Source organism: Virgibacillus sp. M23, from assembly GCF_034190895.1.
Classification (GTDB): Bacteria; Bacillota; Bacilli; order Bacillales; family Amphibacillaceae; genus Virgibacillus; species Virgibacillus salarius.
The window spans coordinates 65775-86303 of sequence record NZ_JAWDHA010000003.1 but is presented as its reverse complement, the minus strand read 5'-3'; the positions used below and the strand labels follow the sequence as shown (position 1 = coordinate 86303).

Below are 20529 nucleotides of genomic sequence, written 5' to 3'. Positions count from 1 at the left end.
ACTGGACGCAGCTCAATACGCGCCTATGTATCCACACAGGCAAATTTTATAATTTCCTGAACCAATAAAAAACAGGGATTTAAAAGTCCCTGTTTTTTCAATAGGAGTGATACCGTGAGAGGGATATTCATCTTCGGATGTATGTTTTACTTCGTAGTTGGTGTAATTCATATAAGTATAGGAAGCCTCACACCATACTTATTAGATTATTTCAACATTGCAGCAAATGACCTATCTGTTATTATATTTTTTCAGTTTTTCGGTTTTGTAAATGGGGTAATACTATCTCCAATGATCGTAAAAAGATATAACCATCTTCAGGTCATTACGTTTGGTTTAATCGTTTTAATCCTTGTATTGAGCGGATTCTTTATCATAAAGGATTGGTACTATATTGGTATCATGATGTTTTTATTAGGGTATGGTGCTGGAACTCTAGAAACGACAATAGGCTCTTTAATCATAGCAACTCACAAAGATAATGTAGAAAAAATGAGTAAATTAGAAGTATTTTTCGGGTTAGGTGCATTTACTTTCCCTATTTTGGTACATATTTTTATAGACATAGAAAACTGGTTCTTACCTTTCTACGTTCTTTTTTCCCTACTACTAGTGATGCTAGTCGGATGGTCTATCTTATTGTCAAAAAATCAATTTGAAATAAACGACATGAAACATCAATTTCATATAGCACCGGATAATAATAAAGTTATTCAACACTTTATTCATCATCCGAGAAAATTTAAATTTTTATTTTTAATTGCATGTTTTGCTTTTTTATATGCAGGAATTGAAACGAACCTGGCGAATTTTTTACCCGTAATCATGATAAATCTAGGCTTTGAGAATTATAGCTTAATTAGTGTATCTGTTTTCTGGAGTGGGATTGTATTAGGGAGATTAGTTATCGGGAATTTGAGTAAAAAGATTACTTATTCAAACTATCTAATTGTAAGCTGTTTGTTATTGATCGTTTTCTTGAATCTTTTTCCTTATATTGCATACCCGTTACTACAGTTAGTAAATATTTTCCTAATCGCATTCAGTATTGCGGGGATATTCCCTATCGTTTTGACTTTGAGCTCTATTATCATTGGGAAATATGTTGATGAGGTTACGAGTATATTTATAGCCGCTGCTAGTTTTGGTGGAGCGATAATATCTCTTTTGATTGGCTGGAGTATAGAAAATGGCCATACGTTGCTTATCTTTACGATTATGGCTGCTATTTTGATATGGATATCAACAAAGATAAAATATGAAGATACAGTGAAAGTCAATTCAACGCAAAAGCTCTCTTAATGTATTATTTGTCTGATGATATTAATACGAGCAGCCACGATAATTTATATCTTTTGCTTTATTTCATATTCTGTTACAGATTCTACCAGAAATTTCGCGAAAGAGATTGATAATCTGTTAGGGACACATAACTCCTTAAGCTCCATTCTAAAGACGAACAATCAACTACGCTATCTCCGGAAACGTAGAGACGTGCAGAAGGAAAGGCAGTGGTGAAATCCTAAAGCCCGCACCATGAGAAGGCTCACCAGCCGACCGATGAAAGCAGAGTATAGTTTCCGGAGGCACTTTCATATGTGAACCATTCTTGCTAGTTGATCGTTTTTTTGATGCAAACACTTTAGTCCTCATGGTTCAATATTGCCTTCGTTTATGAATGATACTAGCAGCAATGGCAATGAGTAACAGAAAAATCAAGCTCACGATAAACCCTACCCTACTTGCCTTCTCCATCACGGTGCCCAAAACTGTGACAGTAATGAGTAGCATACCTATTGTTGTTTTGATCCAATCCATCACTGATGGCTGCATTAGCTTCGTATACGTCGCTAAAATAAATACCCAATTATAAATCAGCATTAAGCCAGCAGCAGTCGTCACATATTCAAAGATTTTCTCTGGCAATAAAATTGCAATAATCGTTGAAATAAAAAGACCTGCTGCGGTAAATAAAAAAGCTGGTATCGGAATTTTCCACTTCCCCTTTTTAGCGATCCGTGCTGGTGCATCGTGATCCTCTGCAAGGGATGTTAAAATCGTTACTACTGCATAAAGAGCTGCTACCATTGTTGAAAAACCAGCAATGATTAAGATCCCATTTAATATGTCTGTTACGTAAGGGACATGAAAAGTGGAAAGCGCTGTTATAAACGGGCTTTCATCTGGGTTTATTTCATGCCAGGAAACTAGCGACAAAGCAAGTGCAAGCGACATTACATAAATAAATGTAAGTCCTATTATCATAATTCTGCCTGCTTTCGGCGCAGACTTTGGCTCTTTTAAATCAACAACTAATAGACCCATAACCTCTATTCCTCCAAAAGCGTAAAACGCATAAAGCATAGCATTCCACATTCCCAAGGTACCCTCGGAAAAGAAATTACCATCTTTTTCAAGAAGCGTTGCTTCACCGATCAATCCCCGGATAATAAGCGTAATGGCGACAATAATAAACATGAGAATAGCTGCTGTCTTCACAACGCCAAATACGTTCTCAAACTTCTCAAAGCCTTTCATACCAGTTAAAATAACAAGCAACCCTAGTACCGAATAAATCGCAGCCAGCAACCATAAGGGTATGCTAGGAAACCAGAATTGCGTAAAGATGCCTAATGCAATGAGCTGACTGCCCATAATCAACATTTCAGATATGCAATACACCCAGCCATTACTGAATCCGGCCCATCTCCCAAAGGCTCGTCTGGCATAAGCGCGAAACGAACCCTTATCTGGATGCTCCACAGACATCTTTGCTAATGCATCATACACGATGTACGTTCCTATTGCCGCCAAAATAAATGGAATTAAAACAGCTGGGCCGCTTTTTTGGATCGCAATACTGGAGCCAAGAAAAAAGCCCGTTCCTATGGTGCAGCCTACGCCAAGCAGAGACAGCTGCCACCACTTCATATTCCCCCTACTTCTACGCATCAACAGCGTCACCCCCCATAAAATTATTACATTGAGCTTTTCCGTTGAAGGGGGAGCGTCATGCAACGTATGCCTCCACCAGCCTTTTCTAACTCAGTAACTTCAATTTCGATGATGTTCTTCCTTTGTAATTTCGGATGACTTCTTAACCTTTGTTTATGTGCTTGCTTACTAATAAGAATGGTTTCTGGATTAAGATTAAGAAAATTAATATCAGGAATCGTATTATATTCTTCAAGCCAGTAAACCTCAAAACCATGACGATTTAGGAATTGCTCTGGCATCTCATATCTTGATGCTCGCTCTGTCCAAACATGAATAGGAAAATGGCGAACGAAGCTTTTGGACACGACCACATCCTTACTAGCTACATTGCAATTCATATCTAAATGTAGTGTATCTGTACGTCTTGGTAAGCTAATAATTCCTATTTCAGAAAAACCCGCAGCAAATATACTCTGCTTTATCTGCTCCACACTTTCTATACTTGTCCGCATGCCAACATTAATCCAAACGGCATCTCGATTAAGCAAAAGCACATCCCCATACTCTAGTGCTTTTATGTAGTTATTTTCATGCATTCTAAAGGAATTTGGAAACCATTTGTCCATTAATACATGTGCTTGTACATATTCTGGACGTCTCATCGACGTACCTGCTTCTCCAGGTAGAATGGTATTCCCAAATACACAGGCTAAATCTCTCACAAAAAAACGATTGATGAGTTGGTCACTTAGCTGTTGATCCTCTTTAGTTAAATACGCTGAATAATCAATAACCTGAACGCCGGCATTTTGTAAAGCTGCTTTCAATTCAAGAAAATTTTCATGTGCTTTTTTATAATTAACAGGCGCACTCCACTGTACTTCCTCAGCTGTCTTTATATCTGGAATACTTACCATTGATGGTGCACATACTAGCACCGTTTCCAACACATCATGCTCCGACCAACAATTAGGCTCAAATGCTAACATGGCATATCCTACCTTCTATTATGTATTCATCTTATCGTTTCCAACTCGAAAAAAATTTATGTGGAGGATATACCGAAAAGAAAAAATGACATTTATACATGAAAATTCCTAAATCGGAGAATCTAAGCATGGACAAAATTAACATAGGAGGTATTAGGATGGAAAATATGAATAATATGAATCAACAAGGAAATCAACAGCAGCCCGGCAACATGCCACAAAATCAGCCGATGCAAAACCATGGAGGACATGAATTATTTGATGCGCATGAGGTAATTGCTGGCATCATTAGCATGCTCGATCAATATCAAATGTACGATCAGCACATTCAAGATCCGGAGTTAAAGGAAATCCTACAACGCCAATCGACATTTGTTACACAAGCATACAATACAATTGTACAAGCGTTCCAGACAGGACAAGATCCACAAGTCCCGACACAACAATACGAAATGGAGCAGAACAACAATACCGTCTATGGCATCAAGCCAGGGCAGCCTAAAAAACCAAACGCCTCAATTAATGAGCTTTCTGATCAAGGGCTTTCCGCTTACATGCTAGGACAAACAAAATCCCTAACTTCTCTACTAGCGATGACTGCGGTGGAAATGACCAACCCGGTCTTACGCCGTGTAATCGCCGATACCGTTCCGAACTTTATTGAGCTAAGTTATGAAATATTCCTTTATCAAAACAAGCATGGGTACTACCAAGTACCTCAGCTAAGCCAACAGGATATGAACCAAATGCTAAACAGCTACACAACCGTTCCTCAACAAGGAACTAACTTGCAATAAGAATAGGTGGAACAAAGGCAAAACATTAGCAAAAACGAACTCTTTATTGCCCAACACCACAACGAGCTACTTCTTTAAAAGAGGAGTAGCTTTTTCTATTGCAATATATCATCATCAAACTAACCTGTTGCCTGTGAGCTTAAATGATAGCACATGAATATCGGTTCGGTTGATCGTAATTTCATCTCTTTCTTCAATGAATCCTCAAAACCCTTATCCCATTACTAATTTTTAATACGGCAAATCAGTTCCTCTATTGCTTTTTTAATAATCAAATGATATAATAAGATTTAATTATTTTTGTTCGGTGTAAAGGATAGCATGAGTAATCACTTTTCGTCTTGAGATTCGCTTTGGGCAAGGATAGTAATATAATGTGCGAGAACGCACTAGGAGGCAACATAATGGAACAAGGTATTGTTAAATGGTTTAACGCAGAAAAAGGGTTTGGTTTTATCGAGCGCGAAGGTAATGACGATGTATTCGTACACTTCTCTGCAATCCAAAGTGAAGGGTTTAAATCTTTAGACGAAGGTCAAAAAGTTACTTTTGATGTTGAGCAAGGTGCTCGCGGACCGCAAGCTGCTAGCGTTCAAAAAGCTTAGGTGGAACAAAGAGGCTGAGACTAAACTAGTCCAAAACATCAAAAAGATTCCGATTATCGTTATTTGTGATAATCGGAATCTTTTTTGATGTTTGATTATGCGATCTAGGGTGCCATTAGCTGTAGAGAAGGTGTACTTTCTCAAGTTCACCGCCATAAAGGCGAACCCTAATTCTTTTGCATTTAACTTACATAATGGCTATGTGGAGGGGATTAACAACCAAACGAAAGTAGTCAAAAGAAACGCTTTTGGTAATCGGCGTTTTGATCGGTTTCGAATGAGAGTATTATTACATCATCAATATAAAAATATAAATGGGCGAGTCGCATAAAGAAAGAAGGAGCGAGCGTTAGCTCACCCCAACATTTGACTTAGAACCCTTTTTTAATACCAAGTTCCAATATTAATTTCTACTCATATACAAGGTTAATTAAATCTTTTGAATTTTCTCTATTCACTATATATGTTTTCGTACTATCTCCTATATACTTCATAATTATTTCATCATCATCATTCTTTTTTAAATGAATACCTTTATTTCCGCCACCTTGTAATGTCAGCTTTATATCGTAGTCATAAGTCGTTATGGAGGATTCTTCTTGTTGTTTCGCTTCTTCTATAGCAGTACGAAATAGTTCGATTTCGTCCTTTTCAGAAAAGCTCTGTTTAAAATCTTCATTCATTGATCCTAATTCTTCAAAGTTAGATACTTGAACTTCAGTTATCTCTTCGGATTGATCACTTCCAGGCATAGATTGCTCCGATTGACATCCAACTAAAGTTAAGAAAACTAGAACTAATAAAATGATATTTCTGTACATAATCTCCCTCCTTGTTATTTTTTGCAATTAATTCCTTTTTTTCTAGTTATATATTTGTAATCATCTCTGATTATGATATCATAGACAGTGAAAAATAACCATATTTTAGGAGCATTCCTGTAAGGGAGAAATTTGAGGGGGATATCGAAGCAGAGTCCGGATGCATAAAAAAAGCCCTCTTGGTACGATAGAGAGTGTCATCACGATGACCTCGAATTAAGTACCGAAGGAGGACTTCTACTATGGATTTTACACAAAATATGCGCATAGCGCAAATCAACGAAAACACACTGATCATTGGTGTCGACGTGGCCAAAAAGAAACATGTAGCACGGGTGATTGATGATCGGGGCAGAGACTAGCCAAAAGGTTAGTGTTTACTAACTCTCATCAAGGTTTTTTTACGCTTCTCACCTGGGCGAGAGAGCTGGCGAATGAACATAAACGTCCGGACATCATCATCGGCATGGAGCCAACCGGTCATTATGGGCTGAACTTGGCTTATTATTTGAAAGCAGAAGGGATCCATACGGTAGGTGTTAATCCGATGAAGGTAAAACGGTTCAAGGAAATGGACGATGACTCCCCGACCAAAAATGATACGAAGGATGCCAAAGTCATCGCTCAAATCATTAAAGACGGGCGTTTTCATGAACCCACACTACCCGAGGATGTCTATGCCGAATTGAGGGAAGGCATGAAACTACATGACATCATCCAAGAGGACTTGTCTTCCATCAAAGCACAGATGCATAATGCGCTGGATCGCTATTTTCCGGAGTTCCTAGATGTCTTCAAAGACTGGACCGGGAAAGCAGCACTCCACCTACTGGAAAAGGGGTATCTTCCTGATGATATCCGACAGGCTTCGGAAGAAGACTTGATGGCCGAAGTGAAAAACGCTGCCCAACGTGCAGTGGGGATGAAACGTATCCAGGCATTAAAACAGGCAGCCGAAGATAGTATCGGCCTGACGGTCGGTTTAAGCATGGCACGCGAAGAATTCCGTTATCTTATTGACCAATACAAGGCCCTAGAAGAACGACTCGTCGCTCTTGAAGCACAACTCGAAGAACTCGTTCTTCTGGTTCCTGGGGCGGAGCAGATGATAGCCATCAAAGGTGTCAGTACCATGACAGTGGCCGGTTTCTTTGCGGAAGTCGGTGATCTATCGAATTACAGAGATCCACGCCAAATTATCAAATTAGCGGGACTCAATCTGATGATGAATCAATCCGGGAAATTCAAGGGGCAGACAACCATTACGAAACGAGGACGCAAAAGGCTGAGAAAGCTCCTGTATCAGGTGGCACGCCCCCTCTCGTTTCATAATGAAGCTTTCCGAAAGCTTCATGACCATTACCGTCATCGATCCATCAATCCCTTAACTGGGAAGCAATCGTTTATCGCGCTAAGTCGTAAACTTGTGAAAATCTTTTATGTGTTAGGGACACGCAAGTGTACCTTCAGTGAAGAACGCATGATCCGGGATATCCCCGGTGTTTCAGACTTACAGGAAACTGCCTAAACAAAAAAGATCTATTTCGTTTTGAGACCCATTGTTTGAACATTCGAAGCACGGAGAAGCCGGTCGATATTTTCACCGTTAGGGCTTTGACCCGCTTTAGGAGCATTTCCGGCATCCACCATGGTCAGGTTGAACGAAGGAATTTGCGCGCATTGACGCCGAGAGACATGGGAGGGTCCACCGCCATGCGTAACGTGGAGATCCAAGGTGCGATCATACGAACGCAAACCATTTAATGGAAAAAATCCATGGATGTTTAGTTGGTGCCATCCCTTATTTCCATAAATATCATTTATTTACAGATGAAGGAACGATCAACCCCCATTCTCTTTGAATGATATAAAGTAAACGGGAGAAAAACGGAGTAATTCTGAGATAATTTTAATTTATAGAGGGAGGATGTTGTTATAATGAAACAAAGAAATAATTTTATTAACGTAGCATTTGTCGCATTGTCATCTTTGTTTATTATTTTGGCTCCAATGTCTGTTTCAGCATCAATCCACCAAGACTCGTCAGAAGAAATTAGCGAAGTAAATTCATCTGAAAAAGGCGAAATTATTATTAAGTATACGGCACCTAACATGGATTATAGTAAAGCCACTCCTGAACAGAAAAAGATTTTAAAAGAGATTGGGTGGAAAAAAGAAAATGGTGTATTTGTGCAATACAGAAATGTTTCCTTAGAGATTGAAAAAGCTATAGATGAAGGCTATTTACCAACATATGAAGAAGCTAAACAAATTGAGAAATTTACTATGGCAATGAATGGTGAACATGAAGACCATGATCATGAAATGATGACAGATACTTTAAAGGTAAATGGCAAAGAAACAGAAATAAAGGATGGTACATTTGAAGTAGAAGGTGATCCTAAAACGATATAGATATAAATTTAAAGGGAAAATACTTTGGTGCAATATGTGTTCTTAGTAAAGAAAGTAATATACAATTAATTTAAAGATCTATTAATAATAGGAGGATTTAAAATGAAAGTATTTAGAAATCGCGAAAGCGTTCACAAATCGTTAGCACCATATAACAGGAGTGAGAATTTACAACGAGACGCTTTCCCCATGTTTAACAACATTAAGAAAGTACTAATCCGTCTTAACTATCAATCTATTATTTAATTTGCGACGTATTAATTATCATTTCATATATTCAATGTTTTCAGTAATATTATCAAGGACTTCGTCAGGTTGCTTTGAATAATAAACCCAATACTTGACTTCTTTTGAAAAATCCTCCGTAATTTCTATTGTGAACTTAGTCATTCTTGCTGATTTGCCAAAGATTTTAACATCTTTCACATCGGCGTCCTCTGGTTGAACGATAGTAACAATCGGTGCATCCCCTGCGCTAAGGGAACTTGTTTGAATAGCATCCCAGCTCTTTATCCAAACAAGCTTGTCTTTTTCATTTTTTAAAATCGCTGGACTTAATCCATTTGTAGGATTATACAAAAATACATAAATGTAGTCTTGTTTAAGATCATAATCGACAATATCTTCGGGATTATAGCTATTTGCTTTTATTACTTTTTGAATTTGCTCCTCGAAAGAGAGCGTTTCAGAAGCATTTTCATCTACACCCTCAGATACAACGCTTTCATTTTTGGTATGATCATTACTTTTTTCATTGGAGCAGCTAAAAAGGAATAGGAGTACAGTAACGGATAACAGTAGCTTCTGCAAACAAACCTCTCCTTTTCTTTTAAGCTTCGTTTACTTATTTAAATTTATTTTCGTATAAAGTGAAACTTCAATCTGCAGGAGTTTTGTTAGCTCCCACGGATTGTTCGTACCTCAAGGGTATGACCGACATTTACGCAGTTGATCCCACACTTATCAACATTAGTTTTATAGTTAATATGATCATACCATACAATAAGTATAACGTTCATGACAATTATCAAATTCTCTTATAGTGTCACCTCTATCTCACCTTCCATCCCCGCTTCTTTATGTCCGGGGATCGTGCAAATATAACGATATGTACCTGGTATAAGCGGGGTAAATGTAGTAACTTGATTCTCGCCCGCATCACTATGCAGCTGAATCGAATAATTCGATTCCTGATGATGAGCAGAGGATGTACCCTGTGCTTTCAATCCGATAATTACTAAATGATGCTCCATCGTCCCACGGTTAGCTAAGACAAGATTTATTGTTTCTCCAACTGCTACCGTCGCTCGGTTTGGCAAAAACGTATATTCATCAGCCTCTATCTGTAGATGCTTTTCCTGAAGCTGGCTATAGCTATTGTTATAATCATTGGCTGAATAAGGCATAACCGGACCTAATTGCTGATACGCCATAATAAATAGGGAACTTATCACAATAAGTGTTAAGGGATGGAGGAACCAGCCACTTGCTTTTGTAGTAGATTCTTGCTTGATTAAATAATAAAGAATGAGCACGGTACCTACAAACAATGCAACTATGATTCGAATCATTGCCTCCTGGTTTTCTGCAGCAATCATATCCCCTAGCATCGCTCCCATCATCCCTCCCATGATACCCGCTAAAGCCCCATCAATTACTGCCATCATGCTTATTGGCATACCAGCCAAATAACCAGTAGCCATTCCTACTAGTATTCCAATCACTGTCGAATCAAACAAATTCCCAGATAGAAAGGCTCCTATGATTACACCAATAGCTAATCCAGCACTCATTCCAAGGGCCATTGCCACCATCATCCCAGACATCACAGCAATCTTATTTCGATAATAGATTGTATTCCAGATAATAAAGGCAGAAAGTAAAGCAATAACTAGTATGGTTACAAACATTGAAATTGTCATTTTCCATTCTCCTCGCAAACTTGTCCTATTGCTTCATTATATGAATCGTTAAGCTATTCATTCACTATAAAGTTCAACTAATCGGACATTTACTGGCAGTCGATCCCCGCTTACCAATTTTGATTTCATTTTATTGCTTGAGGTGGGGGCTTACTGCCAGTTATATGCAGGATAATAAATCAATCGTAGTTGTCACAGAAAATTTTGATTTCATGCATCGTTTCTTCACACATTTTTTTTAGACTTTATAGAGTGAAGCTTCAATCAGTGGAAGTTTTATTGATCCCACACTTATCCATATTGATTTCACTTTATTACTTGAAGTGGGGTCTCACTAGCAGTTATATGCGGATAACTAGAAGGAGGAGATACTTTGAGAATCACTCACTTACTTATTGCTATTTTACTGATTAGTTTTTTGTCTGCGTGTTCGCAACAGGGATCAGAAACCAATGCGAATCAAGAAAAAGGGGATACGGCACACGTTAAAGAGGAGAATTTTACCGGAAAGAAAGTAAATGAATTCGATTTGACAGCTATGGAGACCACATGGAAATTAACTGCTGAAAATACAATAAATGCTTGGACCTATAATGACACTGTTCCAGGTGAACAACTACGTGTCAAAGAAGGGGAAGTCGTTAAAGTTAATCTAACGAACGAATTACAGGAGCCGGTTTCTATCCATTGGCATGGCATCCCTGTACCCAATACAGAGGATGGTATTCCAGGGATAACACAGGATGCTGTTTTACCAGGTGAATCTTACACATATGAGTTTGTTGCAAACGATCCCGGAACCTATTGGTACCATTCCCATCAAAATGGCGTAGACCAGCTTGATAAGGGATTGTATGGAACGATCATTGTAGAACCTACAGATCCTAAAGAAGAAGCTGACATAGATCGAGATTATACATTAGTACTCGATGAGTGGGAATCTGGAAATTATCAAGTAGAGAATACAGATAATACAGATCACGATAACATGGACATGAACAATAAGAGCGGAATGATGGATGGAAAAGGAATGGGACATGACATGTCTTCCTATGACATCTTTACTATTAACGGCAGATCCTATGAAAATAGTAAACCACTAAAGGTGAGAAAAGGGGATTTAGTAAAGCTTCGTTTCATAAATGCAGGGTACATGGTTCATCAAATACATATTCCAATAGACTACAAAATTACTCATGTAGATGGACAAAAGGTGAATAAACCGCAATCCGTAAACAAATCGTTGTTTGAAATTGCCCCCGGAGAGCGTATAGACGTTGAATTTACAGCTGATGGCAGTAGTAACTTTACCATTGACCGTCATGGAGAGGCAGAAGCATCACAGGCCATGAAAATAGATGTTGTATATGAGGACAGAAACGTTCAGGATAACAAGCATGAAACAACGACCAATACAGTGGATATTACCCAGCTTGGAAAACAAAGGGAATCCCAATTCTCCATTAATGATAACTTTGATGTAGAATATGAAATGGATTTAGCTACACAGATGAGCATGGATGCTGAGATGGGCATGGTTTGGACAATTAATGGGAAGACCTTCCCAGATGTATCTCCTTTAAAAGTAAATAAGGGGGATAAAGTGAAGGTTACCTTAACAAATAATAGTATGGATAAAGCTACGCACCCCATGCATCTTCATGGACACTTTTTTCAAGTTTTAAGTAAGAACGGAGAACCACTTAGCCATTCACCTATTATGAAGGATACGTTAAACGTAAAACCAGGAGAAACTTACGAGGTAGCATTTCTAGCAGATAATCCAGGAAATTGGTTGTTTCACTGTCACGACCTACACCACGCTTCCAATGGAATGGTAAGCATGGTCAACTATAATAACTTTAAAGCATTTTATCAAGACAACGGAAACGTAGATAATCAGCCGGAATAAATTAGCGGCTGAGACAAAACACAACTTCTTTCCTCAAAATACGAATAATCATGTTATCACGCCGCACCGTGAAAATATACGCTCTTTCCGCGAGCACGGCCTCAGCTAACTTGGTAAAGAAAAGCACGTTACCAAGTGGATCTTCGGACTCGTGCTGTCCCCGCCAGAGTCTCGCTTATTTCAGGTGCTATATGAATAATTCTAATCCAAAAACGAGCGATAATTAATTTCAACTAATTATCGCTCATTTTTATTTGTTTCTCATTCGTTTGTCTCATGATTTAAAAAACGATTCTTTCAGAATGGAATACATATACAAATCATCAAACTTTCCACATGTAAATTCGTAATGTCGCAATAAGCCTTCCCTTATAAATCCCTGTTTTTCCACTAATCGTTGGGACGGACGATTTAGAGGTTCAATTAAAGCCTCAATTCGCTCCAGTTCAAAATGCTTATACCCATAGTCTAGAACAGCTTTTAGTGCTTCTTTAGCAATGCCCTTTCCCCAATACAGCTTACTTAACTCAAATCCTACCTCTGCACGATAATGCTTGGGATGCATGTTCAAAAATCCACAGCTGCCGATAACTGTATCCATATTTTTTAGAGTTATACCCCAGCGAATTCCCGTTCCTTCTTCTCGTATTAACTGATACCAGTTAATTTCCTCCAGAACTTCGGTTGGTGTTTTATATGGCTCCAAGCCCATATGTTTGACCACGTCTTGATCAGATAAGTAGTCAAACATAGCTGGTGCATCTTCATTTGTTACTTCCCTTAAAATAAGCCGTTCCGTTTCAATGATTGGAAATGTATTCATTGCTAATTCTCCTTTTGTAATGGGGGATATCCTTCTCCAGCTCCACCCTTTGCCTTGTATGAATGAATGCTATCTTAATTGTACCTTATGAACTCATTAAAAAGCTGCTAGATTGTACAACTACATAAGAATCTTGAATTCATCCCTTACAATGTAAAAAAAGAACCTTTAATCTTAACATAGATCAAAGGTTCTGCGTTTACGTTAAATGCTGTCCTGTTATCAGAATCCCAGTATACACAGCCAATATGAATAAGTGGGGATAAACATAGCCCCCTACTGATTGAACTTTCACTTTATGTGAATGGATGTTCCAGCTTAACTATGCACCTTTTCTTTTTCAACAAGTCCAAGTGTCTGTGCTGTTGAAGTATGAACCTCTCGAAGAAGCTCCGGATTTTCTGCTAGTGAAACACCATAAGAAGGAATCATCTCTTTTATTTTTGGCTCCCAGTCTTTTACATGTTGAGAGAAACATTTTTCGATTACCTCAAGCATGACGTGAACCGCAGTAGACGCACCTGGCGAAGCTCCTAGCAATGCAGCTATCGAGCCATCTGCAGAGCTGACAACCTCCGTACCAAATTGAAGTGTTCCTTTGCCATTCTCCGTATCCTTGATCACTTGCACCCGTTGCCCAGCTACTACTAGACCCCAGTCCTCACTCTTAGCATCCGGAATAAATGCCCGTAATTCTTCCATGCGCTTTTCTTTCGAAGATATCACTTGTTCAATCAAATATTTTGTCAAGGAAGCATTTTTCACACCAGCCGCTGACATTGTCACGAGATTATCTGTTTTAACCGAAGCTAACAGGTCTAGCATGGATCCCGTTTTCAAGAACTTCGGTGAAAAGCCTGCGAACGGTCCGAAAAGCAATGATTTTTCATGGTCGATAAATCTTGTATCAAGGTGTGGCATAGACATCGGTGGAGCTCCTACCTTAGCTTTACCATACACTTTTGCATGATGCTGTGCGATCACCTCTTGGTTATTACATACCATGAATAGTCCACTTACAGGGAAGCCACCAATATGCTTCGATTCAGGAATCCCGGTTTTTTGCAGTAAATGCAGACTGCCTCCACCACCGCCGATAAAAAGAAAGTCTGTCGTATGGTACTCAATTTTCCCATTATCGATGTCATGGACTTTTACTTCCCATGTACCGTCACTCAAACGTTGAATGTCCTCAACTGTATGTCTATAGTTCACCTCAACGTCTTGTCTTTCTAAGTGATCGAACATTTTACGTGTTATTTCTCCAAAATTGACATCGGTTCCAGAATCAATCTTTGTTGCTGCAATTGGTTCATCCGCTATCCTATCTTTCATCATGAGTGGAATCCACTTCTTAAGCTGTTCCTGATCATCGGAAAACTCCATATCCCGAAACAACGGATGATCTGACATGGTTTTGTAGCGCTTTCTTAAAAATTCTACGTTCTTCTCCCCTTGCACAAAACTCATGTGAGGCAAAGGCATAATAAAATCCTTTGGATTACGTATCAGATTACTGTTTACAAGGTAAGACCAAAATTGTTTTGAAACCTGGAATTGCTCGTTTACTTTAATTGCTTTCGTCATATCTATCGAGCCGTCAGGTTGTTCATGCGTATAGTTCAGCTCGCACAATGCAGCATGCCCCGTACCTGCATTATTCCAAACGTTTGAACTCTCTTCTCCTGCTCTTTCCAGCTTTTCAAACACACGAATGTTCCAATCTGGTACCAATTCTTTCAACAATGATCCTAACGTTGCACTCATGATACCTGCACCAATTAACATAACATCTGTTTTCGTATAGTTTTTGCTCATTCCCATTCATTCTCCCTATTTTCAACAGAAAAGATGTAATCGCTCTTGTTGAATGATACATCAAACAAGACGTATCTCGTTACAAATCTTTCCTAGAAATATTTAACCCACTCTCTAGTTTACCACTATTAAAGAAATATTTAAATTTTATTTGGTAATTATAAGGAGGTAACAAGCGGACTAGAGTGCTAAAACGTTGAAGCTGCACCGACTAGATTCGAAATTTTATTTATTCTATATAACTGGCAGACATACCCCATAAACAGAACCCCTGATTGAAGTTTCACTTTATGATGTTGGTCTGTGTTTCAACCCTGTGATACCCTGCATCATTTTGCATTATTTACGCTTCTTCTATTTGCTTTTGCTTCGCTTCTCTTTTAAGTTTTATCGGCGCATAGATCAAACCTAATATTAATACAAGTCCCATATAGCCAATGGTTGGATAGAAAAGAGAGACTAGATCGGTAAACCCGATAAAACTTACGATAAATCCAACGAGTAGGATGATCGTATAAAAGATTTTAAACTTGCTTGTCTCTACTTTCGTAAAGCGAGCAGCAAACGAATAAAACATACTTATCGCTGTATTAAATATCATAGCAAAGATCACAATTGCCATAATTGTACCTAATATTGGCGAGATATCGTTGACAATCGCAAGCATTGGCATATCCATATCGCCAACCTCCTCGATTTTAGAAAAGATGGATAGATGACTCAAAATAATAAGTAATCCAAGCACAAAGCCACCAACTAGCCCTCCTAGAGCTGCTGCCCTTCTATCTTTTTCAGCACCACCCATTACTAATGCCATCGATGCACCTACTGCTGTATTGAAGGATGCATAATTCACCCCTGCAATAAACCAATTTGGCAATGTTGTCGGCTGTTGCTTCGCTAAGTCATCCAAGGAACTGAACGACACATCCATCGTTAAAAAGCTATAGACTGAAATCATCACAATAAATAGAATTAAGAATGGAGTAATCCCACCAATAACAGAAACAACCTTGTCCACATTCATCATCCCAAGTACCAAGACAAGTACTGTCATAAGGATCGTACCTAAAATTGCTGGCAGTCCAAATTGTTGAGCTAAGTTAGAACCCGCTCCAGCCAACATGACCACACCAACACCAAATAGAGTAAAAATAAGAATATAATCAATAACTGTCCCTATCACGCGACCAAAAATGGTCTTCCCACTTATTGTATAAATAACATCCTTATGTGAATTCGTTTTCATCTTACTACCGACCCAGACGAGTGTCATCCCAACATACGCAAATAAAGCGGTTGCAATAACTCCCCCAATAATCCCCATCAGGCCGAAGCTAGTAAAGTATTGTAGCACTTCCTGTCCAGAAGCGAAACCTGCACCAACAATTACCCCAATAAAAGCGCTTCCAATTAACAGGATTTTTTTCATTGTATTTCCTCCCATCGTGTTGCATGATTACTATAACATCTTCACTATGAAATCGATTTGTGTATATACTAAAATAATAGAATAAAATTTTGTTTATTTGTTCAAACCATACACGGAGGAATAAGGTCTATGTCCCAACAGAAAGATATACTGAATAGCTTAAAGGAAAAGATAACATCCCTCGATCAGCTTGCAGACCAGATTGCAGATATCTTCGGATGTCCAATTACAATAGAAGATTCCAATCATCATGTCGTATCCTACAGCAAACATAAAGACAATATCGACCAAGTCCGCATTTCCACGATTATCAACCGAAAGGTCCCAGATAAGGTAATAAATGCATTGTGGAAAAAGGGTGTGATGCCAAAATTAATTGACAGTGATAATCCTGTTCGTATTCCCAAAATTAACGAGATTGGTCTTGGCAATCGCGTTGCTATTTCCGTACGCAACCAAAATGAAATATTAGGATTTGTGTGGGCCCACACATCCGACAAAGCCTTTACAGACGAGGATTTAATATTATTCAAAGAAGCGGCTGCTTACGTGAAGAAATTCTTCATCAAAGATCTACAGCGCCATCGCAAGCTGGAAGAAGGATATCGAGACTTCTTTTGGCAGCTGTTGCGTGGAGATTTGCAAGATACGGACGCTATTAAACAACGGGAAAAGAAATACAATATGCACTTGGATGGTAATAAAGCGATTGTCATTATTCGCTTTACAGATGAAATAACCGAACAAATGGAAAAGCATGCCTTTTACTTATCAGAATCGCAGATCAAGCTACATGTGATTACAAGTCTCTTTGACAATAATGATTTTATTATGCTCGTACATCTAAAGGATGCATTCGATTACAAGCAAACGATGTATGCCTTTATGGACGACTTCATTACACTGATTAGCCAACAACTAGACTTAGCGGACATATTTGCAGCAGCAGGACTAGTTTATCAACCGACGCAACAGATCCAAAACTCCTACCAACAGGCTAGAGAAGTATTAAAACTACAAGAAAAGCTACCAGATACCATCGCTCCTGTAAAACTCTACGAAGATTTAGGGGTGTACCAATTTATCGAGCAATTAGCAGCTGCACGGAAGATGAATCAATACAAGAACCCATTTATCGAAAAACTACGGGCTTATGACCAAATTCACGGGACTTCTCTTCTAGCGACATTAGAAATGTATTTTCACTGTGATAGCAATGTCTATAACACAGCCAAAAGGCTATTTATTCATCCCAATACAATGAATTATCGCTTAAAGCGAATTAAAGAGGTTAGTGGCATTGATTTAAAAGACCCAAACCAAAAAGCAAATTCCTACCTTGATCTAATTATAGAAAGCATACGAAAAGCATGATTTGTGCATTTACACAAATCATGTTTTTTCCTTTTATATTTTTTCATAATGAAACCGTTTTACATAAACGTTATGATACAAGAACAGATTGATTGAGAAGGAGTTGGATAATGATGATTATCGGTGTACCAAAAGAAATTAAAAACAACGAGAACCGTGTTGCTATGACACCCGCTGGGGTGATTCACTTAATAAATGCTGGTCATACCGTCTATATCGAAAAAGACGCAGGTATGGGAAGTAATTTTACAGATGCGGAATACCAAGAAGCTGGAGCAGAGATGATCGCTAACGCTGCAGATGTTTGGGAAAAAGCAGATATGATTATGAAGGTAAAAGAACCACTTGCATCAGAATACAAATACTTCCGCAAAGAACTTATTCTATTCACATACCTTCATTTGGCTGCAGAACCAGAACTAGCCAAAGCATTAGTGGAAACTGGCGTAACTGCCATCGCTTATGAAACCATTACAGCAAACGGCACATTGCCATTGTTGACACCAATGAGCGAAGTAGCTGGACGAATGGCTACACAAATTGGCGCACAATATCTTGAAAAATCGGAAGGCGGAAAAGGCATCCTCCTTGGTGGAATTCCCGGGGTAAAACGCGGAAAAGTAACCGTCATTGGTGGGGGCGTTGTTGGGACAAATGCTGCAAAAATTGCACTTGGCTTTGGTGCAGAAGTAACCATCATCGACTTAAACCCAGTACGTCTTCGTCAACTAGACGATATCTTTGGTTCAAGCATCCAAACATTAATGTCAAATCCGTACAATATCGCAGAAGCGGTGAAAGAATCGGATCTCGTTATCGGTTCTGTGCTCATTCCAGGAAGAAAGGCTCCCAAATTAGTAACAGATAAAATGGTTCAATCCATGCAGCCAGGTTCTGTGATTGTTGACGTTGCCATCGATCAGGGAGGTAACTTTGAAACAGTGGACCACCCGACCACGCATGATGATCCAATCTATGTAAAGCATGATGTTCTCCATTATGCGGTTGCCAACATCCCTGGTTCCGTACCACGTGCGTCCACGGTTGGTTTGACAAACGTAACCGTTCCATATGCTGTACAAATCGCATCGAAGGGCGCTGTGAAAGCGATTCAGGATAATCCAGCAATCCTTTCCGGTGTCAATGTGATGAATGGAAAAGTAACATACGAAGCAGTCGCAGCAGATCTTGGGTACGATTTCGTATCACCGGAAGATGTATTGAAAGACGCATAAGTAAATAGCAGCTATGTGCCCTTCTACCTTGGTATGAAGGGTGCTTTTATTCACATATAACTAACTGCCAGTAAATGTACGATTGGTTCTAGGGCCTTTAGGTCATATCCTTGTCGTACGAACTATCCGTGGGGGGGGATAAACAAAAGCCCAGCTGATTGAAGTTTCACTTTATATTATGTATGATCGAAAAGTGCGTTGCCTCATTGCAGAAATTCAACATCGGCAGTCACCTAAGGAGAGATGCAAAATGAAGCTTGGAAGTTACCGCGATACATGGGCAGAAGTTTCGTTAGATGCGATTAAGAATAATGTCAGCGCCTTTAGAAATCATATCGGCAAGCAAACCAAACTGATGGCTGTCGTCAAGGCAGATGGCTATGGGCACGGAGCCGTAGAAGTTGCAAATGAAGCTATTGCAGCCGGTGCTGACTATCTCGCTGTCGCCTTATTAGATGAGGCGATTCAGTTGCGGCGAGCAGGAATTGATTTCCCTATTCTCGTACTTGGATATACACACCCAGCTGGTGTGAGAACAGCGATCGAGCAGGATATTACCTTGACAATTTTCACGGAAGAAGCAGCTATGAAAGTGAAGCATGAAGCAGAGGTGCTGCAGAAGCCCGCACATATTCACTTAAAGATCGAAAGTGGCATGAATCGAATTGGTGTGAACAGTAAAGAAAAAGCCATTCAAGTAGTCGAAGCAGCTACATCCGACTATGTCATACTGGAGGGTGCCTTCACACACTTTGCCGATGCAGATAATACCGATCCAACTTATACAGAGAAGCAATTCCATCAATTTTGTGTGGTTATTTCATTTCTCAAGCAATACCGCCATATTCCAATTATTCACTGCTGTAATACCGCAGCAACCATCGCCTATCCAGCTATGCATCTAGACATGGTACGTGTCGGTATTGGGCTTTATGGTTTATATCCAGAGAAACATCTCAAGGAAAAGATTAACTTGACCCAGGCCATGAGCTTCAAAACCAAGCCTATCCATATCAAGACATTAGCTTGCAATGAATTGATAAGTTATGGACTAACCTTTCAGACAACGAGGGAAAGTAAGATAGCAACCATTCCCGTTGGCTATGCAGATGGCTTTTCGCGCTTACTATCCAATCGTGGCGATGTAACCGTCCACGGAAAACGCGTACCGATCGTCGGTAGAATCTGTATGGATCAATCAATGATTGATATTACCGAGGTTAATAAGAATGTCAGCTTAGAGGATGTGTTTACCATTTTTGGTGAGCCTAGCGAAGGCTATGTCGCCATGGAGGAGGTTGCTGATTTAATGGGAACTATTCATTATGAAACAGCCTGTTTAATGGGGAAACGCGTCCCACGTGTTTATGTAAGAGGCGGGAAAGCCATGGAGTTTAGAGGAATGGTTGAAGAAGGAGTTATTACTGGTAGTTGAAAAAAAGCAAAAAG

At 39.2% G+C, this 20529-nt stretch carries 16 protein-coding genes and 2 pseudogenes; 10 read left to right on the top strand and 8 right to left on the bottom strand.

Annotated features, from left to right (window positions below):
- Positions 1-141 precede the first annotated feature (141 nt).
- Positions 142-1302 carry an MFS transporter gene (locus RVS70_RS01990; RefSeq protein WP_051388410.1) on the top strand — a complete coding sequence of 387 codons (1161 nt, stop codon included), beginning with the start codon at positions 142-144 and terminating at the stop codon, positions 1300-1302.
- Between the two features lie 354 nt (positions 1303-1656).
- On the opposite strand, the gene RVS70_RS01985 is transcribed toward RVS70_RS01990, so the two are convergent.
- Positions 1657-2952: an amino acid permease gene (locus RVS70_RS01985; protein ID WP_321132470.1), complete on the bottom strand. Its 1296-nt coding sequence runs from the start codon at positions 2950-2952 to the stop codon at positions 1657-1659.
- Between the two features lie 26 nt (positions 2953-2978).
- The gene (locus RVS70_RS01980; RefSeq protein ID WP_026682358.1) at positions 2979-3926 is read right to left on the bottom strand and encodes an arginine deiminase family protein; all 948 of its coding nucleotides are present in this window, start codon (positions 3924-3926) and stop codon (positions 2979-2981) included.
- A gap of 167 nt (positions 3927-4093) precedes the next feature.
- On the opposite strand from RVS70_RS01980, the gene RVS70_RS01975 reads away from it, so the two are divergent.
- From RVS70_RS01975 to RVS70_RS01965, 3 genes and pseudogenes are all read left to right on the top strand, one after another.
- Positions 4094-4723, top strand: a complete 630-nt coding sequence (locus RVS70_RS01975; RefSeq protein ID WP_414617164.1) for a spore coat protein — start codon at positions 4094-4096, stop codon at positions 4721-4723.
- Between the two features lie 404 nt (positions 4724-5127).
- A complete protein-coding gene (locus tag RVS70_RS01970; protein WP_026682360.1) occupies positions 5128-5328 on the top strand; it encodes a cold-shock protein in 201 nt (66 codons plus the stop codon).
- A gap of 169 nt (positions 5329-5497) precedes the next feature.
- Positions 5498-5659 (top strand): annotated as a pseudogene (locus RVS70_RS01965) (transposase); the annotation flags it as partial.
- 79 nt (positions 5660-5738) lie between these two features.
- Here the strand turns inward: RVS70_RS01965 and RVS70_RS01960 are convergent.
- A complete protein-coding gene (locus RVS70_RS01960; protein WP_321132454.1) occupies positions 5739-6149 on the bottom strand; it encodes a hypothetical protein in 411 nt (136 codons plus the stop codon).
- A 242-nt stretch (positions 6150-6391) separates the two neighbouring features.
- Here RVS70_RS01960 and RVS70_RS01955 point away from each other — a divergent pair.
- Positions 6392-7677 (top strand): annotated as a pseudogene (locus tag RVS70_RS01955) (IS110 family transposase).
- A 410-nt stretch (positions 7678-8087) separates the two neighbouring features.
- The gene (locus RVS70_RS01950) at positions 8088-8564 is read left to right on the top strand and encodes a hypothetical protein (RefSeq protein WP_321132453.1); all 477 of its coding nucleotides are present in this window, start codon (positions 8088-8090) and stop codon (positions 8562-8564) included.
- A 264-nt stretch (positions 8565-8828) separates the two neighbouring features.
- Here RVS70_RS01950 and RVS70_RS01945 read toward each other — a convergent pair whose 3' ends face one another.
- Together RVS70_RS01945 and RVS70_RS01940 are read right to left on the bottom strand one after the other, a co-directional pair.
- On the bottom strand, positions 8829-9374 hold the full coding sequence (locus tag RVS70_RS01945) for a hypothetical protein (RefSeq protein WP_321132452.1): 546 nt from the start codon (positions 9372-9374) through the stop codon (positions 8829-8831).
- 227 nt (positions 9375-9601) lie between these two features.
- A complete protein-coding gene (locus RVS70_RS01940) occupies positions 9602-10486 on the bottom strand; it encodes a cupredoxin domain-containing protein (protein WP_321132451.1) in 885 nt (294 codons plus the stop codon).
- A 373-nt stretch (positions 10487-10859) separates the two neighbouring features.
- Here RVS70_RS01940 and RVS70_RS01935 point away from each other — a divergent pair, with 373 nt between their 5' ends.
- Positions 10860-12398: a multicopper oxidase family protein gene (locus RVS70_RS01935; RefSeq protein WP_026682364.1), complete on the top strand. Its 1539-nt coding sequence runs from the start codon at positions 10860-10862 to the stop codon at positions 12396-12398.
- Between the two features lie 274 nt (positions 12399-12672).
- On the opposite strand, the gene RVS70_RS01930 is transcribed toward RVS70_RS01935, so the two are convergent.
- The 3 genes from RVS70_RS01930 to RVS70_RS01920 form a co-directional block, all read right to left on the bottom strand.
- Positions 12673-13221, bottom strand: a complete 549-nt coding sequence (locus RVS70_RS01930; RefSeq protein WP_321132450.1) for a GNAT family protein — start codon at positions 13219-13221, stop codon at positions 12673-12675.
- A gap of 318 nt (positions 13222-13539) precedes the next feature.
- The gene (gene mqo, locus RVS70_RS01925; protein WP_321132448.1) at positions 13540-15039 is read right to left on the bottom strand and encodes a malate dehydrogenase (quinone); all 1500 of its coding nucleotides are present in this window, start codon (positions 15037-15039) and stop codon (positions 13540-13542) included.
- Between the two features lie 343 nt (positions 15040-15382).
- Positions 15383-16471: a hypothetical protein gene (locus RVS70_RS01920; RefSeq protein WP_321132447.1), complete on the bottom strand. Its 1089-nt coding sequence runs from the start codon at positions 16469-16471 to the stop codon at positions 15383-15385.
- Positions 16472-16600: 129 nt separating this feature from the next.
- On the opposite strand from RVS70_RS01920, the gene RVS70_RS01915 reads away from it, so the two are divergent.
- The 3 genes from RVS70_RS01915 to alr all read left to right on the top strand — a co-directional run bounded on the left by RVS70_RS01915 (position 16601) and on the right by alr (position 20515).
- Positions 16601-17845 carry a PucR family transcriptional regulator gene (locus tag RVS70_RS01915; RefSeq protein ID WP_321132446.1) on the top strand — a complete coding sequence of 415 codons (1245 nt, stop codon included), beginning with the start codon at positions 16601-16603 and terminating at the stop codon, positions 17843-17845.
- Positions 17846-17958: 113 nt separating this feature from the next.
- Positions 17959-19080, top strand: coding sequence for an alanine dehydrogenase (gene ald / locus RVS70_RS01910; RefSeq protein ID WP_321132469.1), 1122 nt, complete (start codon positions 17959-17961; stop codon positions 19078-19080).
- 250 nt (positions 19081-19330) lie between these two features.
- Positions 19331-20515, top strand: a complete 1185-nt coding sequence (gene alr, locus RVS70_RS01905; protein ID WP_321132445.1) for an alanine racemase — start codon at positions 19331-19333, stop codon at positions 20513-20515.
- Positions 20516-20529: the final 14 nt, after the last annotated feature.